The sequence below is a fragment of the Dietzia sp. UBA5065 genome (genome assembly GCA_002415925.1).
GTDB lineage: Bacteria > Actinomycetota > Actinomycetes > Mycobacteriales > Mycobacteriaceae > Dietzia.
Genome location: DIAZ01000046.1, coordinates 4960 through 25962 on the forward strand (window position 1 = coordinate 4960; position 21003 = coordinate 25962).

Consider the following 21003-nt stretch of genomic DNA (forward strand, 5'->3'; position numbering starts at 1 on the left):
TCCCACCCCGCGACGGCGGTGTCCGGGGTCGACCACCAGCTCGGCCGTCGCCTCCCCGCCCCTGCCCGCGAGCTGGGCGTACCCGACGATCCGGGTGTCTCCGCCGTCACCGCCGTCGCGGACCAGGAGGTGCCGCACGTCGTCCGCGGCAGGACTGCGCAGCGCACGGAGGGGTTGCTCGCCGAGCGGGGCGACCCCGTCGGCGCGTTCCGCGGCAATCGCGACCGCCTCGATCAGGGTGGCCGTCTCCTCGTCCACCGCGTGCTCGGTGACGGTCATGCGTCCCCTCCGTCCTCCCTGCGGTCGGTGGGCCGGACCGCCTTGTACCCGACGTTACGGACCGTGCCGATCAGGGACTCGTGGTCCGGTCCCAGCTTCGCGCGCAGCCGTCGGACGTGGACGTCGACCGTGCGCGTGCCGCCGAAGAAGTCGTAGCCCCACACCTCCTGGAGGAGCTGGGCGCGGGAGAACACCCGCCCGGGGTGCTGACACAGGTGTTTGAGGAGCTCGAACTCCTTGTACGTCAGGTCCAGCGGACGACCCTTGACCCGGGCGACGTAGGTCTCCTCGTCGATCACGAGCTCGCCGACGGTGAGCAGGCCGCCGTCCGACTCGCCCTGGGCCGAGTGCCGGGTCGCGGCCAGCCGGAAGCGCGCGTCCACCTCCGCCGGGCCCGTCGTGGGCAGCAGGATGTCGTCGAGTCCCCAATCGCCGCTCACGGCGATCAACCCGCCCTCCGAGACGACCGCGACGACGGCGAGGTCGGCACTGGCCGAGATGAGCCGGCACAGTGCCCTCGACGCGGCGAGGTCGGTCCGGGCGTCGACCAGGGCGAGGGCGGCGCCGGCCAGGTCCGACACGGAGGACGCCAGAGCCGGGAGCGGCCGGACGGAATGCGGCAGCAGGGACAGCGCGGGGACGACCGCCTCGGGGTCTGCTTCCGTGGTGAGGAGCACTACGTCCATCTTGCTTCCTCCTCGCTCGGGCGCGCAGACGATACTAGCGACCCACACCCACGATCCCGTGATTGGAGTAGACCTGAACCCCATGAGCACCCGCAGTCGCGTCGTCGCGGCGATCGTCGCCCCGGCGGTCGTCGCGGTCGGCGCGTTCACCGTGGACTCGATCTCCACCTCGAGGGTCGAGTCGGACCTGTCCACCCGGATCCGCCCGGCGGTGGAGGGTTCGCCGGCCCCGTCGGTGCTGATCCACGGCGGTCCCACCACCCGCTGGGCCGCCCCCGGCACCCTGTCCTCGGTCTCGATCCGCGCGGAGGACGTGGACCGCCCCGGGCTCGGGCCGGTGGCCGTCGAGGCCGAGGTGACCGACCTGCACGTGCCCGAGAGCGGCGACGAGGACCTGACCGCCCGGTCGGTCACGGTCTCCGTCCGGATGACCGGCGACTCGCTCGGCCCCGCGCTGGGGATGCGGGACGTCCTCATCGGCGCCGCCGATGATCCGAGCCTGGCCGGCGGGACGGAACACCGGGCCAGGGTCACCGGGACCCTCCGGGGGACGGACACCCGGGTCTCGGCGTTCGTCGACCTCGTCGTCGACGAGCGTGGCGCCCACCTCGTGCCCACGGCACCGGCCACGGGCCCCGGGGGCATCCCCGACCAGGACGGCGAGCTGGCGATGCGACGCACCGCGCTGACCCTGGCCCCGGATGTCCTCCCCCTGGGACTGACGGTCGAGTCGCTCACGGTGCGCGGCGGCACCCTCACCGCGAGCGGAACCGGGGGTCCGGGGACCGCGCCGCTCGGGACCCTGGTCCGGCCGGACCACTAGACTCGCCGGCATGAGTCGCGACGACGTTCTGGTCAGCACCCGCTGGGCCGAATCGCGCCTGGCCGACGACTCGGTGGTCTTCCTCGAGGTCGACGAGGACGCCACGGAATACCACACCGCCGGGCACATCCCGGGCGCCGTCGCCCTGGACTGGCGGACCGAACTCCAGCAGGAGTACACGCGTGACCTCGTCGGCCGCGAGAGGTTCGGCGACCTCATGGCCGAGCGGGGCATCACCCGGGACCACACGGTGGTGGTGTACGGCGGGAACCACAACTGGTTTGCCGCCTACGCGTACTGGTACCTGCGGCTGTACGGGCACGCCGACGTCCGCCTGCTCGACGGCGGACGGATGCGGTGGGAGCGCGACGGGCTGCCGCTCGAGACCGACCTCCCCGCCCGGCCCGTGACCGACTACGCCGCCGACCCGCAGGACCTGTCCATCCGCGCGTTCCGCGACGACGTCCTGGCGGGCCTCGGACGCGACGCGCTGGTGGACGTCCGGTCGGTCGACGAGTTCACCGGGCGGCTCGCGGCACCGCCCGGACTCCCGCAGGAGGGCGGACGCCAACGCGGACACATCCCGGGCGCGGTCTCCATCCCCTGGAACCGCGCCGTGACCCGCGACGGAACTTTCCGCACCGACGCCGAGCTCCGGACGATCTACGGGGAGTTCCTCACCGAACCGGACCGGCGGGTGGTGACCTACTGCCGGATCGGGGAGCGGTCGAGCCACACGTGGTTCGTCCTCCACGAACTGCTCGACCGGCCGAACGTGGTCAACTACGACGGCAGCTGGGTGGAGTACGGCTCGCTGATCGGGGTCCCCGTCGAGAGATGAACCGTGTGCCCGCCCCCCGGTCGGGACCGACTCGCTAATCTCGGAACCATGTCATTCCTCTCGCGTGCGCTCGGCTTCGCCGGGCGGGCCTCCGTCGTCGTAATCGGTACCTCCGTGGCCTCCGCCGTGATGGTGGGCATCGACCAGCGGCGCGGTGCGACCCCCCAGATCCCGGACCACCCCGGCCCCTACTCCCCCGAGGAGCGTGAGGCCGCCGTCCGGATGTACCTCACGGCCATCACGCTTCCCGCGGCCGCGTTCCGCGTGCCGTTCGCGCCGGACTGCGTGCGCCACGAGAACGGCCTCAAGACGGGGTTCAGTGGCGACCACCTCAAGTGGGACCTCCACCTCCACCTGCAGTACTCGACCATCCGCGAGGTCCGCGACATCGTCCTCACCGTCGACCCCGACGGACGCGAGGGCGTCGTCCACGCGGACTTCACCCTCGTCACCGTGGTCGGCCTCAAGGCACGGGTGAGCGAGGACTTCGTCGTCCCCGCCGAGGACTGCCTGATCCACTCGATCGAGGCCCGCATCTCCCTGGGCTGAGGCCCTCGGGGTTAGGATTGGGGAATGGTGCTCTTCTTCGAGATCCTCCTCGTCCTCTGCACGCTGGCCATCCTCTGGGCCACCTGCTACATCGTGTACCGCACGGTCACCGACGAGTCGTGACCGGTAGCGACCCCACCGGCACGGGCGACCCTTCGCCGTCCACCCCCGAGGGGGGAGACGGCCACTCCGTGGTGCGCGGGTCCGGGAACGCCGCCGTGGAGGCCGCAGCCGAGCGATCCGCGCAGACCTCCCAGCGGAACATCCCGGCGTTCTCCGAGCTCCCGGTCCCCGGGGACACGGCGAACCTCCGGTTCGGGCCGGACCTGCACCCGGGACTGCTCGCCCTGCTCCCCCTCGTGGGCGTCTGGGAGGGCGAGGGGGAGGCGGACACCGAGGACCGCGGCGAGCACCGCTTCGGGCAGCAGATCGTCGTGTCGCACGACGGCGAGAACTACCTGAGCTGGAGCTCCCGCGCCTGGACGTTCGACTCCGGTGGTGCCGTCGACGACGCCGCTTACCGCGAGTCCGGCTTCTGGCGGATCTCCGAGGACGACCAGCTCGAGTTCCTCGTGGCCCACGCCTCCGGGGTCGTGGAGATGTACTACGGCGCGCCGATCTCGCAGTCCGCCTGGGAGATGACCACGGACGTCGTGATGTCCTCTCCCACCGGACCCGCCCGGGGCGGCGCGAAGCGCATCTACGGGATCGTCGAGGGTGGCGACCTCGGCTGGGTGGAGGAGCGCGTCCACCCGGAGAAGGGCCTGGTCCCGCACATGTCCGCGCGCCTGCGCCGCCTCGCGGGCTGAGTCGGGCCCTAGAGTTCGATCTCCCGGGTCGCGGTCACCCTGGTCGCACGGTCGTGGGTGACCACGACGACCGCCCTCTCCGGCCCGAACAGGCCGTTCGGCCCGCTGTCGCAGATCCGACGCAGGAGCGCGCCCGCGTCCCCGGCCGCGAGATGCTCGGTCGGCTCGTCGAGGATGACGACCGGCGCGGAGACCAACAGTGCCCGGGCCAGCAGGATCCGTCGCCGCTGACCGCCGGAGACCGCGTCGTCACCACCCTCGAGCACGGTGTCCAGACCGTCCGGCAGGCTGGCGACCCATCCGCCCAGACCGACCTCGTCGAGCGCGAGCAGGAGGTCCGGGTCGGTCGCATCGCCCCGCGCCACGAGCAGATCGTCCCGGACGGTCGTGGAGAACACCCGGGCGTCCTCGGCCAGGTAGACCACCCTCCGGCGGCAGGTGGGCCGGTCGAGGAGGGCGAGGTCCTCGCCCTCCGCCAGCACGCGCCCGTCCAGCGGTGCCTCCAGCCCCGCCAGCACCCTCGCCAGCGTGCTCTTGCCCGACCCCGACGGGCCGCGGACCACCACCCTGTCGCCGGGGCGCAGGACCAGGTCCAACGGCACCGGCGACAGTCGACGCCCGCCGTGCCCCCAGATCAGATCCGTCGCCCGGAGGAGGTCGTCGCCGCCGTCCGTGGGGGAGTCGGCACTCTCCGTCTCCTCCGTGTCGCTCCCCCCGGCCGTCGGGATCCCGCCGCCCCCGGGCGGCTCGTCGACCATCCCCCGGATGCGTTCGGCCGCGGGGATCGCCCGCGCGAGGTGCTCGGCCGCCGCGGGAAGCGCGGAGAGAGCCTCGAACGCCGCGAGCGGGAACAGGACCAGGACCCCGATCCAGGTGGGCCCGTGGGCCGCACCACCGCCGTAGTCGAGGACGCCCACCACCAGGGCCGCCAGCGCCGTGACGAGCATCCCCGCGGGCACAGCGGCCACCGCCCGGGCGGAGGCGGCGTCCGAACGCCGTTCCGCCTCCCGGCGGCGTGCACCGGCGTCCGTGATCGCCCGGACCGCCGTCCCCAGGCGTCCACCCACCGCGAGTTCCGCCGCGTGGTCCACCACGAGCACCGCGGTGGCGGCCTGGTCGGAGGTGGCGGCGGCGACCGACCGCTCGGCACCCGTCGCGGCGCGCACGGCCAGGACGGGCGCCACCACGCCGACGAGGACGACGCAGACCGCCATGACCACCGCCACCGCGGGCGACAGGAACGCGAGTGCGGCGACCGAACCGACCGACAGGACGGCGGCCACCGCGGCCGGGATGAGGACGCGGACCACCGTGTCCGCGACCAGATCGAGGTCACGGCCGGAGCGGAGGAGCACGTCCCCCGTGCGCAGGGCCGGGGTGGCCGGCCCCTCCGCCAACCGACGGTAGAGCCGCTCCCGCGCACGGGCGGCACCCCGCAGGGCGAGGTCGTGGGAGGCGAGTCGGTCGAGGTACCTGGAGACGCCCCGGCCGATTCCGAGCGCGCGGACCGCCACCACCGCGACCGTGAGGTCCAGCACCGGGGGCTGTTGCCAGGCGCGGGTGATGAGCCACGCGGAGATCGCGGCGAGCGAGGCCGCCACCGCGAGGGTGAGGACGGCGAGCGACACCGCGCGCAGCACCCGGAGACGGTCCAACTCGAGCAGGTCGAGGACGTAGCGCAGGTCGCTCACGTGTCCACCCCGGCCCGCGCACCGGGAGTGCCCGCCGCGGTGAGTCCCACCACCACGTCCGCGGCGGCGAGGACCAGCGGGGAGTGGGTGACGACCAGGACGGTGTCGCCCGACCGCGCCCGATCGCGCAGGGCGTCGACGACGCGGCCGGCCGTCTCCTCGTCCAGGTGCGCGGTGGGTTCGTCGGACACCAGCACGTCGGCATCCGACGCGAACAGCCTGGTGAGCGCCAACCGGTGAGCCTCCCCGGTCGAGAGCCCCCGACCCCCGTGCCCCACGGGGCTGTCCCACCCCGCCTCCCGACCGGCGAGCACCGCGTCGAATCCGGTCTGCCGTGCCGCGGCGTCGAGCCGCCCCGGATCGACGCCGAACAGCTCGACGTTCTGGCGCAGCGTGCCGGACACGAGGGTCGGACGCTGCGGCTGCCACGCGACCCGCGACCACCAGTGGCCGCGATCCAGTTCACCGATGTCGATCCCGCCGATGCGGATCCGGCCCGCCTCGAGCCGCGCCGGCGCCAGCAGCCCCAGCAGGGCCAGGACCGCGGTGGACTTGCCCGACCCGTTCGGGCCCGTGAGGACGGTCAGCCGACCCGGTTCCGCCACCAGGTCGAGCCCGTCGGGCCGCGGCCCGTCGCGCCCCCGCACCCCCAGCCCCTCGATCTGGATCCGGGCCGGACCGTCGGGGTGGAGGCCCGCGGTACCGGCGGCCTCGCCGTGGCCGGAGCCCCCGCCGGGGCCGTCGTCGCCATCGTGGAGCACCTCGAACGCCCGGTCCGCGGCGAGGGCACCGTCCGAGGACTCGTGGAACCGGGCGCCGACGGTGCGGAGCGGCTGGTACACCTCCGGCGCCAGCACCAGGGCGGCGATACCGGCGGCGAGCTCCATGTCCCCCACCACCAGGCGCAGCCCGATCCCCACCGCCACCAGCGCGACGCACAGGGTCGCGAGGAGTTCGAGGACCATCGAGGACAGAAAGGCGATCCGCAGCGCCCCCATGGTGGCCCGCCGGTGCGCCCGGGCGGCCGCGGCGACCTGGGCTTCCGGCCCGCGCTCCCGCCCCAGGGCGACGAGCGTGGGCAGTCCCGCGATGAGGTCGAGCACCCGGGCGGACAGTCGCGACATGGTCTGCAACTCGCGCTCCGTGCGGGACCGGGTGAGAGTCCCCACGAGGATCATGAAGACGGGGATGAGCGGGAGGGTCACGGCGATGACGACCGCGGAGAGCGGGTCGACGAACGCCACCACCACGAGCAGGGCGGGGGTGACGACGACCGCGGTCGCCAGGGCGGGGACGTAGCCGGCGAGGTAGGGCACCAGTCCGGCGAGGCCGGTGGTGAGGACGGTGTGGAGTTCGGCGGACCGGCGCCGCCGGTCGATCGGATCCCACCCCGACACCGCGCGGGCGACCCGCCCGCGGAGGTCGTCGACGATGTCACCGGCGGCCGCCCGCGCGAGACGCTGCTGCGCCCACGTCGCGGCCACCCGGGTCGCCGCCGCCACCGCCAGGAACGCCAGCTCCCGGGACCACGAGCCGAGGGGTCTCGACGAGGGGTCGGTGATGACCCCGGCGAGCACCCGGGCGAGCAGGACCGCGAACGCGGCGGTCGCCGCCGCCGTCACCACCGCGAGCGCGACCGAGACCGCGAGGTGACGACGCACCGGTCGGGACTCGCGGACGAGGCGCGGGTCGAGGGGGGTTGCCACCTCCGGGTCAGCTCCTCCCCGGCCGCGCGGGGAGGAGACCGATCGACGGCGGGATCTGGTCGACCGAGATCCGCGCGCGGAACACCCAGTAGGTCCAGCCCTGATAGAGCACGACCACCGGGGTGAGGAAGGCCGCCGCCCAGGTCATCACGACCAGGGTGTAGTGCGAGCTCGACGCGTTCTCGATGGTGAGGCCGACGCCGTCGGCCAGGGTCGTGGGCATGACGTCCGGGAACAGCGATCCGAACAGGAGCACGACGACCGCGGTGATGGCCACGGTGGTCCCGGCGAAGGCCCAGCCCTCCCGATCCGCGTAGACCGCTGAGACGACGCCGATCAGGGCCGCGGCGGCCACCGCGACCGCGCCCCACGTCCACGGTCGCCCGTGCGCCAGTTGCGTCCACAGCGCGAAGACGCCGCCGACCCCGAGTCCGACCGGCGCCAGGATCCGCGCGATCCGGACCGCCTCGGTGCGGAGTCCGCCGGAGGTCTTGAGCGCGAGGAACACCGCACCGTGGAGCGTGAACACGGTGAGGGTGAGCAGCCCCCCGAGGAGGGCGTAGGGGTTGAGGAGGTCGAACAGGGTGCTGGTGACCTGCTTGTCCGCATCGATCGCCACGCCCCGGACGATGTTGGCGAACGCCACGCCCCAGAGGAACGACGGCACCACCGAGCCGGCGACGATCGCGACGTCCCACCGGCGCCGCCACGCGACGTCGTCGATCTTGCCGCGGAACTCGATCGCGACGGCCCGGAAGATCAGGGCGATCAGGATGAGGAACAGCGGGAGGTAGAAGCCGGAGAAGAGGGTGGCGTACCACTCCGGGAAGGCGGCGAACATCGCGCCACCGGCCACCAGCAGCCACACCTCGTTGCCGTCCCACACCGGGCCGATCGTGTTGAGCACGGCCCGGCGGCGGGTGTCCCGCTCCGGGGTGTCGGGGCCGCGCCCCAGGACGGGCATGAGGATCCCCACGCCGAAGTCGAACCCCTCGAGGACGAAGTAGCCGAGGAAGAGCACGGCGATGAGGATGAACCAGAGTTCCTGAAGTCCCATGATCTCTCTCCCGGTCAGTACGCGAAGGACAGCGGTCGGTCGGCGTCGTCGTCACCGGGCGGACCGAGGTGCGGCTCCGCATCGTGCTCGAGCGGCCCCTCGACCGTGTACCGGCGCATGAGGACGAACCACACGACCGCCAAGCCGCCGTAGACGACCGTGAACCCGATGAGCGAGGTCATCACGAGCCACGCGGGGTGGTCGGACACCCCCTGGCTCACGAGCAGGCTGATCACCGGGTCACCGGTCGGGTTGGGGTGGACGACCCACGGCTGACGTCCCATCTCGGTGAACACCCAGCCCGCGGAGTTGGCGAGGAACGGGAACGGGATGGCCGCCAGGCCGAGAACACCGATCCAGGGCTTGTCGGGGATCGGCGCCCTCCGGCGGGTGACCCACAGCCCGACCACCGCGAGCAGGGCGGAACCGACCCCGAGCCCGATCATGGCCCGGAAGCTCCAGTAGGTGACGAAGAGGTTGGGCGCGTAGTTGCCGGGACCGAACTGCTCCTGGTAGCGGGACTGGAGGTCCTGGACGCCCTGGAGTTCGACACCCGAGAACCGCCCCTCCGCCAGGTACGGCAGGACGTAGGGGACCTCGATGAGGTGGATGACCGAGTCGCAGTTGTTGTGCGTCCCCACCGTGAGGACGGAGAACTTGGGATCCGTCTCCGTGCGGCACAGCGATTCGGCGGCCGCCATCTTCATGGGCTGCTGCTCGAACATGAGCTTGCCCTGGATGTCACCGGTGACGATGAGAGCGGCGCCGGAGACGATCATCACCCACAGGGCGAGTCGGGTGACCGGCCGGAAGAGGTCGCGGGCCTGCGTCTCCTTCTCCGCCGCGGCGTCGTCCTGGCCGTCGGCGAGGAGGTCGACCCGCTGCCGGGAGGCCCGGACCATCCACCACATGCCGATGCCGGCGACGAAGGTCCCGGCGGTGAGGAAGGCGCCCGCGATGGTGTGGGGCACCGCGGCGAGGGCCGTCGAGTTGGTCAGCAGCGCCCAGATGCTGGTGAGCTCGGCGCGCCCGGTCTCCGGGTTGTAGACCGCCCCGACCGGGTGCTGCATGAAGGAGTTGGCGGCGATGATGAAGTACGCCGACAGGTTGACCCCTATCGCGGCCATCCAGATGCACGCGAGGTGGACCGCCCGGGGCAACCGTCCCCACCCGAAGATCCAGAGGCCGAGGAAGGTCGACTCGAGGAAGAAGGCCGCCAGTCCCTCGAGCGCGAGCGGCGCGCCGAAGACGTCACCGACGAACCGGGAGTACTCCGACCAGTTCATCCCGAACTGGAACTCCTGCACGATGCCGGTGACCACACCGAGGGCGAAGTTGATGAGGAAGAGTTTGCCGAAGAACTTGGTGGCCCGGTACCACCCGGTCTTCCCGGTGGCGACCCACACGGTCTGCATGATCGCCACCATCGGCGCCAGGCCGATCGTCAGGGGGACGAAGATGAAGTGATAGACGGTGGTGATCCCGAACTGCCATCGGGAGATGTCGAGGACGTCCATGAACCCGCGCTCCTGCCACGAATGCCACCACGGTCCTGTCGGGCGGCCACACGCAGGACGGTACTCCTAGGGGTATCGGCGCTCAACGTGGCGCGGTGTGTCGCGGGCCACCGCTACCAGCAGAGATGAGCGGAATCTACCGAGATCCCCAGTGCGCCGAGGCCCGTCAGGAGCGACCGACCGCGCGGTCGACCATCCCCGCGACGTCGATCCCGGGGTCGCCCCCCGCCAGCGTGACGCCGTCGATCCGACGGACCCGCGCGGCGAGGGTGACCGAGGAGAGCAGCCACACGGCGTCGGCCGCGATGAGGTCCGTCATCAGCAGCCGCTCCCGGCGGACGAGGACCCCCTCCCTCGCCGCGACCTCGGCGAGCGCGCCGAGGGTGGTGCCCTCGAGGATCCCGACCTCGACGGGCGGGCTCACCAACTCGCCGGCGCGGGCGATGACGACGGTGGACCGCGGCCCCTCGAGCACCTCCCCCTCCGAGGACAGGTAGACCACGTCGTGGAAACCGTGCGCGGCGGCGTGGCGCAGTGCCGCCATGTTGGCCGCGTACGACAGGGTCTTGGAACCGAGCAGCATCCACGGCGCCGAGGCCGCGAAGTCCGCCGGGAACCCCCTGCCGAGAGCGGTGACGTCGATCCCCTCCGCCCTGGCGCGCACGGCGTGCGGACCGACGGGGGCGACCGTGATGTAGGCGGTCTCCCGGCCGCCGCGCTCCGGACCCCGGGACAGGACCAACCGCAGCATCGCCTCCGACCCGCGACCCCATTCCCGTGCGGCGAGCGCGATGGCGGACCGCCACTCCTCGGCGGTCGGCCCGGTGAGCCCGAGCGCCGACGCCGACCTGGCCAGGCGGGCGAGGTGCCGCTCGGGCTTGGCCGGGCGACCGTCCACCACGAGGAGGGTCTCGAAACACCCGTCACCGCGGACGGCCGCGAGGTCGTCGGCGAGCAGCAGGGGTTGGTCGGACGGGTGCACGCGCGGGCGTGGGCCGTCCGGACCGCCGGCCACGAGGACCACCACCCGGTCCCCCTCGGATCGGTCCGCTCCTGCACCCACCGCGCTGCCCATGACCCCCAACATACGACGACGCACGTAGTATCGCGATCGTGAACGTCCCAGCCGTGCCCGACAGGACCGACAACGGTTACACCAGTCCGATCCTGACCCGCCCCGGCGCCGTGGACGCCGCCGACTCCGCGATCGATGCCGGGGTCCCCTTCCACTACGGCGACCCCCTCGGTGAGCAGCGCGCGGCCACCTCGTCCGTGATCGTGGTCGACCGGTCCCACCGCGACGTCCTGACCATCCGCGGCGGCGACCGCCTCACCTGGCTCGAGGGCTTCGTCTCCCAGCACGTGTCCGAACTGGCCGACGGCAGCGGCGGGGAGACCCTCATCCTCGACGCCAACGGTCGCGTGGAACACCACATCGTGCTCTCCGACGTGGACGGCACCCTCGTCATGGACACCGAGCCCGGCCGCGGACCGGAGCTCCTGCAGTTCCTGACGAGGATGGTCTTCTGGGCCGACGCCGCCCCGGAGACGGCCGACCTCGCCGTGGTCACGCTCGTCGGCTCCGGGCTCCCCGACTCCCTCACCGCCCCCGACGGGACCACCGTGGTGCTCCCCGTGGGCGACTACTCGAGCGCGGCGCTGCCCGGGGGCGGCATCGCCCGCCGGATGCCGTGGCCGCTGGCGGGCTCGGTGGACCTGGTGGTCCCCCGCCCGGGGTTGACGGCGTGGTTCGCCGCGGCGGTGGCCGCGGGGGCCAGGCCCGCGGGGTCGTGGGCGTTCGAGGCCCTCCGCGTGGCCGGGACCACCCCGCTCCGCGCCCGCCTGGGCGTGGACACCGACGCCAAGACCATTCCGCACGAGGTTCCGGCCTGGATCGGTGACGTGGCCCGGCGAGGGGCGGTGCACCTGGACAAGGGCTGCTACCGGGGCCAGGAGACGGTCTCCCGGGTGCACAACCTCGGCAAGTCGCCACGGGTGCTGGTCCGGCTCCACCTGGACGGATCCGCCGGGGACGAGTTGCCCTCCGCGGGGGCCGAGGTCCGGTCCGGCGGCCGCACGGTGGGCCGCGTGGGCACGGTGGCCCAGCATCACGAGGACGGTCCCGTCGCGCTCGCCCTGCTCAAGCGGGCGGCCGCCTCGGGCGCTCCCCTGGAGGTCGACGGGATCACCGTCGCCGTCGATCCCGACACCGTCCCGGACGACTCCGGGCCCCAGGCCGGACGCGAGGCGATCCGCAGGCTCCGCGGCCAGACCTGACCTGCGGAGACGGTACCCACGGCACCCGGGCGGACATTCCGCGCCGGGCACGCTATCCTGTGCTCAGGCAGATACTCACATTTGATGGGCACCCCCGAGGTGGCCCAGCACCGTTTCCGAGGGGGTCAGGTCAATGGGCCGAGGCCGCGCGAAGGCGAAGCAGACCAAGGTCGCTCGCGAACTCAAGTACAACGCTCCGCAGACGGACCTAGAACGTCTCCAGGCGGAGTTGTCGGGCGGTGGGGCGCCCACCACGCGGCTCACCGCCGAGGAGGACGACGACCCCTACGGGCCGTGGTCCGAGGGCGACAGCAGGTACTGACCCGCACTCCCCGCCGCACCATGCACGTGGGCCGGGCATCCTCGGTGGATGCCCGGCCCACGTGCGTATCGGGTGTCTCTCAGAACCGGGCGTGCGATCCCTCCAGGACGACGCGCGGGGCGTCGGCGGGCTCCTCGCCGGCCTTCTCCACGTGCCCGATCACCCAGTTGTCCACGTGCCGGGCCGTGAGGACGGCCTGCGCGCGGTCCACGTCCTCGGCGGGGAGGACCGCGATCATGCCGACGCCCATGTTGAACGTGCGCTCCATCTCGGCCTGCTCGACGCGGCCGTGGTGGGCGATCGTGCCGAAGACGGCGGGCACGGGCCACCGGCCGCGGTCCAGCCGGGCGACCAGGCCCCGGGGCATGACCCGCGCGAGGTTCTCCGCCAGCCCGCCACCGGTGACGTGGCTGAACACGCGGACGTCGGTCTCGGCGATCAGGCTGAGGCAGTCGAGGGCATAGATTCGGGTGGGCTCGAGCAGCTCCTCGCCGAGGGTCCGGCCGAACTCCTCGACGTGGCCCTCGAGCGGGAGGCGGGCCAGCTCGAGCAGCACGTGGCGGGCCAGCGAGTAGCCGTTCGAGTGCAGGCCCGAGGAGGCCATGCCGACGATCACGTCACCGGGGCGGACGTTGTCCGCCTGGAGGACCTCGTCGGCCTCGACGATGCCCACGCCGGTGGCCGAGATGTCGTACTCCCCCGGCGCCATGAGGCCGGGGTGCTCGGCGGTCTCCCCGCCCAGCAGCGCGCAGCCCGCGCGGACGCAACCCTCGGCGATGCCCTCGACGATGCCCGCCACGTGCTCGGGGACGACCTTGCCGATCGCGATGTAGTCCTGGAGGAACAGCGGCTCGGCTCCGCACACCACCAGGTCGTCGACCACCATCGCCACGAGGTCGATGCCGACGGTGTTGTGGACGTCCATCGCCTGCGCGACGGCGATCTTGGTGCCGACGCCGTCCGTGGACGAGGCGAGGAGGGGTTGACGGTAGGTGTTCTTCAGGGAGAAGAGCCCGGCGAACCCTCCGAGACCGCCCATCACCTCCGGCCGGGTCGCGCGCTTGGCGTGCGGCGCGAACAGCTCCACGGCGCGCTCGCCCGCGTCGATGTCGACGCCGGCGGCGGCGTACGAGGCGCCGGGGCCGAGGTGTGAGTTGTCGGTCATCTTGGTTCTCCTCATCGGTGCCCGTGGCCGGGCGCCAGGTCAGGGTCGGCGGACGGCGTCCACGTTCTGGTTCGTCACCGTGGTCCGGTCGGCGGTCTCTCCGTCGACCTGGGCGGACAGGGCCCGCACGGCCGCGCTCATGGACGAGTCGTCCGGCAGCGCGATGGGGTAGTGCCCGTCGAAACACGCGACGCACAACTCGTCCCGACGCTGCGCGCTCGCCTCGATCATCCCGTCCACCGAGACGTACCCGAGGCTGTCCGCCCCGATCGCCCTGCGCACCCCCTCGAGCATCCCGTCCGTCGCGTCCACCCCGTTGGCGATGAGCTCGGCGGGGCTGGCGAAGTCGATGCCGTAGAAGCACGGCCACCGCACCGGCGGGGACGCGATCCGGACGTGCACCTCGAGGGCGCCCGCCTCGCGCAGCATCCTGATGAGGGCACGCTGGGTGTTGCCCCGGACGATCGAGTCGTCCACCACCACGAGCCGCTGACCCCGGATCACCTCGCGGAGCGGGTTGAGCTTGAGACGGATACCCAGCTGGCGGATGGTCTGGCTGGGCTGGATGAAGGTCCGGCCGACGTAGGCGTTCTTGGTCAGCCCCTGGGCGAACGGGATGCCCGAGCCCTGGGCGTAGCCGACGGCCGCCGGGGTGCCCGATTCCGGCACCGGGATCACCAGGTCCCCGTCGGCGGGGTGCTCCCGGGCGAGCCGCCGGCCGATCTCCACCCGGGCGGAGTTGACCAGCCGCTGGTTGATCACCGAGTCGGGGCGCGCGAGGTACACGTACTCGAAGACGCAGGCCTTGGGGGTCGCCTCGGCGAACCTGCGGGACCGGACGCCATCGGCATCGATCGCGATGAGCTCGCCGGGCTCGATGTCACGGACGAACGACGCGCCGACGATGTCCAGGGCCGAGGTCTCGGACGAGACCACCCAGCCACGCTCGAGCCGCCCCAGCGCGAGGGGGCGCACCCCGTGCGGGTCGCGAGCCGCGTACAGCGTGTGCTCGTCGGAGAAGGTCAGGCAGTAGGCGCCGCGCAGGCGGGGCAGCAGCCGGGCGGCCGCCTCCTCGAGGCCCCCGTCGCCGGCCTCGTGGGCGAGGAGGGTGGAGACGATGTCGGAGTCCGAGTGGGTGCTGTCCTCGCTGTACCCGCGGATCCCCAGATCGGTGGCGAGGCGCTTGAGCTCCTTGGTGTTGACCAGGTTGCCGTTGTGGCCGAGCACGACCGACCCGCCGTCCGGGGTCGGGCGGAACATCGGCTGCGCGTTGTCCCAGGAGGCGGCGCCGGTCGTGGAGTAGCGGCAGTGGCCGAGCGCGACGTGGCCGCTCATCGACTCCAGCGTCTTCTCGTCGAAGACCTGACTGACCAGGCCGAGGTCCTTGTAGACCAGGACCTGCTCGCCGTCCGCGACGGAGATCCCGGCGGCCTCCTGCCCGCGGTGCTGGAGCGCGTAGAGCCCGTAGTAGGTGAGCTTGGCGACGTCCTCGCCCGGGGCCCAGACGCCGAAGACGCCGCATTCCTCGACCGGGCCGATCCGCTCGGCGTCGACCGGCAGGCCGGCAGGGCCGGGCTCGGACGGGTCCGGCAGGCCCAGCCCCACGTTGACGCGGCCACCGGTGCGGCGGAGGGATCCGGACGTGGCCGGACGTGATGACGTGCTCTCCACCTGCTGGTGCTCCCTCATGGATTCTCCGGCGGTCCGCCCGGACGGACCCCGGCGGTGCTCCCCGAGTGTACGTTCCCCCGCCCTCGCCACCCCACTCCCGTGTCCCCGCCCACTCCCCCTGCCGGGCCGGGGCACCGACGCGGGCGCCGCCGAGGGGCTCACCCCGGCCGCACGACCGGCAGGCCCGACGCCACCTCCGCCGCGCGGGTCCCCGACGCCCGGACCCTGCCGCCGGCGATCGCGGACTCCCAGCTCATCCGCCCGGTCGCGAGCCGCAGCCAGGTCCGCGGGTCGGTCTCGACGACGTTGGGAGGGGTTCCCCGCGTGTGTCGTGGCCCCTCGATGCACTGGACGGCCGCGAAGGGGGGCACGCGGACCTCCACCGCGCGACCCGGCAGTTCCGCCGACAGGACGCCGGTGGTCGCCCGGACCGCCCCCGCCAGTGCCGACCGCCCGGGGGTGGGCGCCTCGTCGTCGTCGAGCCAGGACGTCACCGCCGCGACGGCCGCACGGACCTCCGCCGCGTCGGGGACGCGGCTCACGCCCGCGCCTCGAGGCGCCGCGCCCGCCGCGCCCGCTGACGCTCCTGGGCGGTCCGGCGGCTCCACGTCCGGGTGGCCGGGGTCGTGAACAGCAGCAGGATGAGGACGTTGACCGCCATGACCAGGTACCCGCCGAGAACGGTCCCCAGCCCGGCGTCCGTGGTGACCCGGCCGGACTCGGTCGAGACCATGCTCACCACCGTCGACGCCAGCAGCCACACGCGCGGTTTGGCGTAGCCGCGATACGTGAGCAGGGCCAGCACGCCCATCACCCCGTAGGTCGCGCCGATGAACACCGCCAGCAGCAGGATCACCGGAACCACCTCGGACCGGTCGAGGCCGGCGAACTCCTCCATGCTCCGGGAGCCGACGATGTCGCGCAGCGCCATGACCAGCAGCACGAGCACGGTGCCCGCGACGAGGGCGCACCCCGCCACGAGGGCGGCCGGGCGCGGGAGGTGGCCCGGTTCGGGGGCGACGTCGTCGGCCGGGCGGTCCGCATCCCCCGTGGCCACCCCGCCCTCGGCCTGGGGGTCGTCATAGCCCCGCGCCGCCCGCACCACCCCGAACGGCAGGTCGGCCGCCGCCGCCTCCGACACGGGGATTGCTCGCAGGTCCACCACGGGCAGGTCGCCGTCGGTGCGGATCGCGTCGCCGCCGCCGTTGCGGGCGTGGTAACCGGTCGAGAAGTTCTCCAGCACCCGGACCCCCGCGCCGGGGACGTGGTACCGGATCGAGTCAACGATGTAGTCGCGCTCGACGTCGATGTCCGCGTCGATCTTGTGGGTGACCTGGAGGGTGAACAGCGAGAGCCCCACGGACCGGTCGTACGTGCCCGCGCCGAGCCACTGCACCCGGTGGCCGCCGGGCAGGAGCCAGCCGTCCGGGCACCGCCAGAAGCGGACGTGGTGCCGCTGCGCGGCGTTGCCCTCCACCTCCTGCTGGTAGGCCAGGCACTGCCGGCGGCCGAACAACCGCAGCGGGCTCACCGGGGCGGACGGGTACGACCGCCGGAACACCGAGGACGTGATGATGCCCCACGAGGACCGGGCCGTGATGTCGTCGGCGAGCACCCAACCACACGCGGTCATGGCCTCGTGGATCTGACGCGCGGTGCCGTCGACGGCGAGGTTGACCGGATCCCCCAGGAGCCCGTCCGAGGTCCGGGTCCGGGCGATGAAGTACCCCGGCACGTAGATCGACGTGAGGAGCGTCTGCAGTCGCGGCAGGACCAGGTAGGCGACCAGGGCCCAGAACGGGACCAGCAGGAACGAGTGCCACCAGGAGTGACGCCACACCTCGTCCAGCAGCCGGAACCCCAGCCACCCGGCGGCGAGGGTGGCCAGCGCGAAGAAGACGGTGTCCACGACGAGGCCGGGCAGGGGTCGCCGGACGTCGTCGTCCCGCACCTTGCCGGGGGGACTGGCGTAGACGGGCGGCGACGCCGGGAGGGTCGGATCCGCCGCGGGGGCCGGCTCCGCTCGCGCACTGGTGGACATGCGTCGACGATAGTCGGCCGTCCCGACCGCCCGGGCGGCGTTGGCTGCGAGAATGGCCCCGTGCCCACGCCCGACCCGACCCCGGCGAGCAGCCGCCGCGCCCACGAGGCGTACCTGCGCTCCCTGGGTCTGCCCCTGATGATCGTCCCCTCCACCCGGCTGCGCGGGGTCCTCCGGCACTCCGCGGGCGTCAGCGCGGGGCTCGCCGTGGCCGCGACCGGGCTCTCCTTCCTCGACCGGTCGAACGACTACGCGGTGGCCCTGCTCGAGCGGGTCGGTCCGGACTCCCCCGAATGGGACCTCATCGCCGCGAGCGATCCGATCGTGCTCCTACTGGTCGTGGCCCTGTGCCTGTTCGCGGCCGCGCCGCTGTGCGGTTGGCTGGTGGCGCGGCTCGTGGCCCGTGTCCACCGGGCGTACGGAGCCCTCATCGGCCTCGCCGCGGCGATCGCCCTCCTCGTCGTCGGGCCCGCCACCTTCGGCTCCCGGGACGGCCCCTCACTCCTCACCACCACCCTCGCCCTCACGGTGGTCCTGGTGGGCACCTACCTCGGCGCGGGCTCGCTGGTGCGGTGGGCCGCGGGGCGGGTGGCGCGTGAACTGGGCGGCATGGGACACATGGTGGCGCGGGTGCTGCCGGTCCTCATGCTGGCCGTGCTGTTCCTGTTCTTCAACGCCGAGATCTGGCAGGTGATGGTCGCGCTGTCCTGGCCGCGCACGGTCGCGGTGTTGGGCATCATGGGCGCCCTCACCGTGCTGCTCGTGGCGATCACCACCATGGACGACCTCCGCACCGAGCTCGAGGGCCGGTATCCGGACCACGAGCTGCGGGTCTCCGAGCGGATCAACATCGTGCTGGTCCCGGTGGTGGCCACGCTGATCCAGGTGGTGCTGTTCGCCGGCTTCGTGTTCCTGTTCTTCCTGTTCCTCGGCTGGATCGCCATCCCGGAGGCCACCGAGACCCGCTGGACGCTCCGGCCCACCGAGGACCTGGACGGGCTGCTGGCGACCGTCCCGGTCAGCGTCACCCTCCTGCGCGTGGCGCTGGCGCTCGCCGCGTTCTCCGCCCTCAACCTGGCCGCGTCGGCGTCGTCGGACGCCGCGCACCGGGAGCGGTTCGTCCGACCCATGATCGACCAGGTGGTCCGGAGCCTCGCCGCGCGCGAGGCCTACCTCGAGGCACGACGACGAGGCTGACCCCTGCCGTCAGGACGTCCGGTACTCCCCGCGACGCAGCCAGACGGTCGTGACCAGTGTGCCGAGCACGACGGCCGCCGCGAGCCCCAGCGCGGCCACCCCGAGGCCCACCTGGAGGACCGCACCCAGGACACCGCCCAGGGCGAGCGCGGCCCACAGCGCGACCTGCTGGCGATACGGGGCCCACGATCCGCCGGCCAGCGCGTCCACCAGGCGGTGGGCGGACTTGACCACCGCCCCGGTCATGTAGGTCACCCCCAGGGAGACCTCGCCGTCGGTGTGGAAGACCGAGTTCATGGCCCCCATCGACGCCGCGACCACCGTCATGGACACCGGCACCCCGACCACCGTGGCGGCGGTGAGCTGGTGCAGCGCGAGCCCCGCGAGCAGCAGGAAGGCGACCAGGCCCAGGACGGCCGGGCGGTCGTCGAGGTTGCCGCGCCGGGTGACCAGCGCCCCGGCGACCGCGCCCAGGAAGAACGAGACCAGGACGACGGCGGCGATGGCCGCGCCCCCGTAGTCGCCCTCCGCCAGCCCGACCACCATGCGCGTGGAGTTGCCGCTCATGAACGAGACGAAGTAGCCGCCCACCACCAGGAAGCCGACGGCGTCGACGAACCCGGCGGTGCCCGACAGGACCACGGCGAGGAGCCGTTCCCGCCTACGGAGATCGCGCATCAGGTCGCGTGTCTACCGACGCCGACTCGGACCGACCCGGCTCAGACCGGGTCGACACCGAACAGCGAGGGCAGCGTGCCCTCGTGCGCGGCGCGGAGCTCGTCCGTGGTCAGGGTGAACCGGCCCTGGACCTCGAAGGTCCCCGAGTCGGGGTCGGTCACGCCGACGCGGGTGTGGGGGATGGCCTGCGCCGTGAGCATCTGCTGGAACCGGATCTCCTCGCCGCGGGGCACCGAGACGATCACCCGGCCCGATGACTCGGAGAACAGCCACACGAACGGATCCGCGTCCTCGGGCAGCACCACGCGGAGGCCGCACTCGCCGGCCAGCAGCGACTCGACGAGCGCCTGCGCGAGCCCGCCCTCGGACAGGTCGTGGGCCCCGGTGATCAGCCCGTCCTTCGAGCACGTCGTGAGGATCCGGGCGAGCGTGGCCTCCCAGGCCAGGTCGACCGTGGGGGGCATGCCCCCGAGGTGGCCGTGGGCGACCTGCGCCCAGATCGACCCGTCGAGCTCCTCCCGGGTCTCCCCGAGGAGGTAGACGCTCTCCCCCGGGGTGTCCCCGAACGCGGTCGGGGTGCGGCGGGCCACGTCGTCGATCACGCCGAGCACGCCCACGACGGGGGTCGGCAGGATCGGCGTCGAGCCGGTCTGGTTGTAGAAGGAGACGTTGCCGCCGGTGACGGGGATGCCGAGCTCGGCGCAGCCGTCGGCCAGGCCGTGGACGGCCTCGCGGAACTGCCACATCACGCCCGGGTCCTCCGGCGAGCCGAAGTTGAGGCAGTTGGTCACGGCCACCGGGGTGGCGCCGGTGACGGCGACGTTGCGGTACGCCTCGGCCAGCGCGAGGCGGGCCCCCGTGTACGGATCGAGCCGGGTGTACCGGCCCGAGGCGTCGGTGGACAGCGCGATGCCGCGGCCGGACTCCTCGTCGATCCGCAGGACGCCGCCGTCGGCGTTCTCCGCGAGGACCGTGTTGCCGCGGACGTAGCGGTCGTACTGCTCGGTGATGAACTTGCGCGAGCACAGCGCGGGGCTGGAGACCATGTCGAGCAGGGTCCGGCGCAGTTCGTCGCCGGTGGAGGGACGGGCGAGCGCCCGCGCGGTGTCGGCCTGGAGCGCGTCCTGGTCGGCCGGGCGCTCGAGCGGGCGCTCGTAGACCGGGCCGTCGTGGGCGACGGTGCGCGGCGGGACGTCGACCACGGTCTCGCCGCGGAACTCGATCGTGAGGTGGTCCCCGTCGGTGACCTCGCCGATGTCCGTGGCCAGCACATCCCAGCGGCGGCACACCTCCATGAAGGCGTCGACGTTCTCCGGCGCCACCACCGCGCACATGCGCTCCTGCGACTCACTCGACAGGATCTCCGCGGCCGACATGCCCTCGGCGCGCAGCGGCACGTTGTCCAGGACGATGTGCATGCCGCCGTCGCCGGCCGCGGCCAGCTCGGACGTCGCGCACGCGAGACCGGCCCCGCCCAGATCCTGGATACCCACGACCAGCTTGTCGCGGTAGAGGTCCAGGCAGCACTCGATGAGCACCTTCTCCGCGAACGGATCGCCCACCTGCACGCTGGGGAGTTTCCGGGGCTTGACGGGAGCGCCGTGCTCGTCCTCCTCGAACGTCTCCGAGGCCAGCACCGAGACCCCACCGATGCCGTCGAGGCCGGTGCGGGCGCCGAAGAGGATGATGCGGTT

Annotated in this window: 20 protein-coding genes; 7 read left to right on the forward strand and 13 right to left on the reverse strand. The window is 72.9% G+C overall.

Annotated features, from left to right (window positions below; all coding sequences use genetic code 11):
• Positions 1 to 279: GNAT family N-acetyltransferase (locus B4M60_RS03380; protein ID WP_414646720.1), on the reverse strand; the 279-nt coding region annotated here is incomplete at its 3' end.
• Positions 276 to 965: a winged helix-turn-helix domain-containing protein gene (locus B4M60_RS03385; protein WP_291080282.1), complete on the reverse strand. Its 690-nt coding sequence runs from the start codon at positions 963 to 965 to the stop codon at positions 276 to 278. The genes B4M60_RS03380 and B4M60_RS03385, both read right to left, overlap by 4 nt.
• Before the next feature lie 82 nt (positions 966 to 1047).
• On the opposite strand from B4M60_RS03385, the gene B4M60_RS03390 reads away from it, so the two are divergent.
• The 4 genes from B4M60_RS03390 to B4M60_RS03405 all read left to right on the forward strand — a co-directional run bounded on the left by B4M60_RS03390 (position 1048) and on the right by B4M60_RS03405 (position 3987).
• Positions 1048 to 1788 (forward strand): DUF2993 domain-containing protein, encoded by a 741-nt coding sequence (locus B4M60_RS03390; RefSeq protein ID WP_291080283.1) that lies wholly within the window; start codon positions 1048 to 1050, stop codon positions 1786 to 1788.
• A 10-nt stretch (positions 1789 to 1798) separates the two neighbouring features.
• The gene (locus B4M60_RS03395; RefSeq protein ID WP_291080285.1) at positions 1799 to 2629 is read left to right on the forward strand and encodes a sulfurtransferase; all 831 of its coding nucleotides are present in this window, start codon (positions 1799 to 1801) and stop codon (positions 2627 to 2629) included.
• Between the two features lie 48 nt (positions 2630 to 2677).
• On the forward strand, positions 2678 to 3178 hold the full coding sequence (locus B4M60_RS03400) for a hypothetical protein (protein WP_291080287.1): 501 nt from the start codon (positions 2678 to 2680) through the stop codon (positions 3176 to 3178).
• 119 nt (positions 3179 to 3297) lie between these two features.
• Entirely contained in the window at positions 3298 to 3987 is a 690-nt protein-coding gene (locus B4M60_RS03405; RefSeq protein ID WP_291080289.1) for an FABP family protein, read from the forward strand.
• 8 nt (positions 3988 to 3995) lie between these two features.
• Here B4M60_RS03405 and cydC read toward each other — a convergent pair whose 3' ends face one another.
• The 5 genes from cydC to B4M60_RS03430 all read right to left on the reverse strand — a co-directional run bounded on the left by cydC (position 3996) and on the right by B4M60_RS03430 (position 11033).
• A complete protein-coding gene (cydC, locus tag B4M60_RS03410) occupies positions 3996 to 5678 on the reverse strand; it encodes a thiol reductant ABC exporter subunit CydC (RefSeq protein WP_291080291.1) in 1683 nt (560 codons plus the stop codon).
• Complete coding sequence (gene cydD, locus B4M60_RS03415; RefSeq protein ID WP_291080293.1) at positions 5675 to 7384, reverse strand: thiol reductant ABC exporter subunit CydD; 1710 nt, start codon at positions 7382 to 7384, stop codon at positions 5675 to 5677. Before cydD ends, cydC begins: the two co-directional genes overlap by 4 nt.
• A gap of 7 nt (positions 7385 to 7391) precedes the next feature.
• Positions 7392 to 8441 (reverse strand): cytochrome d ubiquinol oxidase subunit II, encoded by a 1050-nt coding sequence (gene cydB, locus B4M60_RS03420; RefSeq protein ID WP_291080295.1) that lies wholly within the window; start codon positions 8439 to 8441, stop codon positions 7392 to 7394.
• 14 nt (positions 8442 to 8455) lie between these two features.
• Entirely contained in the window at positions 8456 to 9958 is a 1503-nt protein-coding gene (locus B4M60_RS03425) for a cytochrome ubiquinol oxidase subunit I (RefSeq protein WP_291080297.1), read from the reverse strand.
• Positions 9959 to 10124: 166 nt separating this feature from the next.
• Positions 10125 to 11033 (reverse strand): aminodeoxychorismate lyase, encoded by a 909-nt coding sequence (locus B4M60_RS03430; protein WP_291080299.1) that lies wholly within the window; start codon positions 11031 to 11033, stop codon positions 10125 to 10127.
• A 38-nt stretch (positions 11034 to 11071) separates the two neighbouring features.
• On the opposite strand from B4M60_RS03430, the gene B4M60_RS03435 reads away from it, so the two are divergent.
• Entirely contained in the window at positions 11072 to 12235 is a 1164-nt protein-coding gene (locus B4M60_RS03435) for a YgfZ/GcvT domain-containing protein (RefSeq protein ID WP_291080301.1), read from the forward strand.
• Between the two features lie 133 nt (positions 12236 to 12368).
• Positions 12369 to 12557: a DUF3073 domain-containing protein gene (locus tag B4M60_RS03440; RefSeq protein WP_291080303.1), complete on the forward strand. Its 189-nt coding sequence runs from the start codon at positions 12369 to 12371 to the stop codon at positions 12555 to 12557.
• Between the two features lie 79 nt (positions 12558 to 12636).
• Here the strand turns inward: B4M60_RS03440 and purM are convergent, their stop codons facing one another.
• The 4 genes from purM to B4M60_RS03460 form a co-directional block, all read right to left on the reverse strand.
• Positions 12637 to 13722, reverse strand: coding sequence for a phosphoribosylformylglycinamidine cyclo-ligase (gene purM, locus B4M60_RS03445; RefSeq protein ID WP_291080305.1), 1086 nt, complete (start codon positions 13720 to 13722; stop codon positions 12637 to 12639).
• A 39-nt stretch (positions 13723 to 13761) separates the two neighbouring features.
• The gene (gene purF / locus B4M60_RS03450) at positions 13762 to 15411 is read right to left on the reverse strand and encodes an amidophosphoribosyltransferase (protein WP_291080307.1); all 1650 of its coding nucleotides are present in this window, start codon (positions 15409 to 15411) and stop codon (positions 13762 to 13764) included.
• 140 nt (positions 15412 to 15551) lie between these two features.
• A complete protein-coding gene (locus B4M60_RS03455) occupies positions 15552 to 15935 on the reverse strand; it encodes a sterol carrier family protein (RefSeq protein WP_291080309.1) in 384 nt (127 codons plus the stop codon).
• Positions 15932 to 17434, reverse strand: coding sequence for an LssY C-terminal domain-containing protein (locus tag B4M60_RS03460; RefSeq protein ID WP_291080311.1), 1503 nt, complete (start codon positions 17432 to 17434; stop codon positions 15932 to 15934). The genes B4M60_RS03455 and B4M60_RS03460 overlap by 4 nt, the downstream gene beginning before the upstream one ends.
• A gap of 60 nt (positions 17435 to 17494) precedes the next feature.
• Between B4M60_RS03460 and B4M60_RS03465 the strand changes: the two genes are divergently transcribed.
• Positions 17495 to 18631, forward strand: coding sequence for a hypothetical protein (locus B4M60_RS03465; protein ID WP_291080313.1), 1137 nt, complete (start codon positions 17495 to 17497; stop codon positions 18629 to 18631).
• A 9-nt stretch (positions 18632 to 18640) separates the two neighbouring features.
• Here the strand turns inward: B4M60_RS03465 and B4M60_RS03470 are convergent, their stop codons facing one another.
• Both B4M60_RS03470 and B4M60_RS03475 read right to left on the reverse strand, forming a co-directional pair.
• Positions 18641 to 19309 carry a YoaK family protein gene (locus B4M60_RS03470; RefSeq protein WP_291080315.1) on the reverse strand — a complete coding sequence of 223 codons (669 nt, stop codon included), beginning with the start codon at positions 19307 to 19309 and terminating at the stop codon, positions 18641 to 18643.
• Between the two features lie 41 nt (positions 19310 to 19350).
• Positions 19351 to 21003, reverse strand: a 1653-nt coding sequence (locus tag B4M60_RS03475) for a phosphoribosylformylglycinamidine synthase subunit PurL (RefSeq protein WP_291080317.1), incomplete at its 5' end; no start/stop codon positions are given.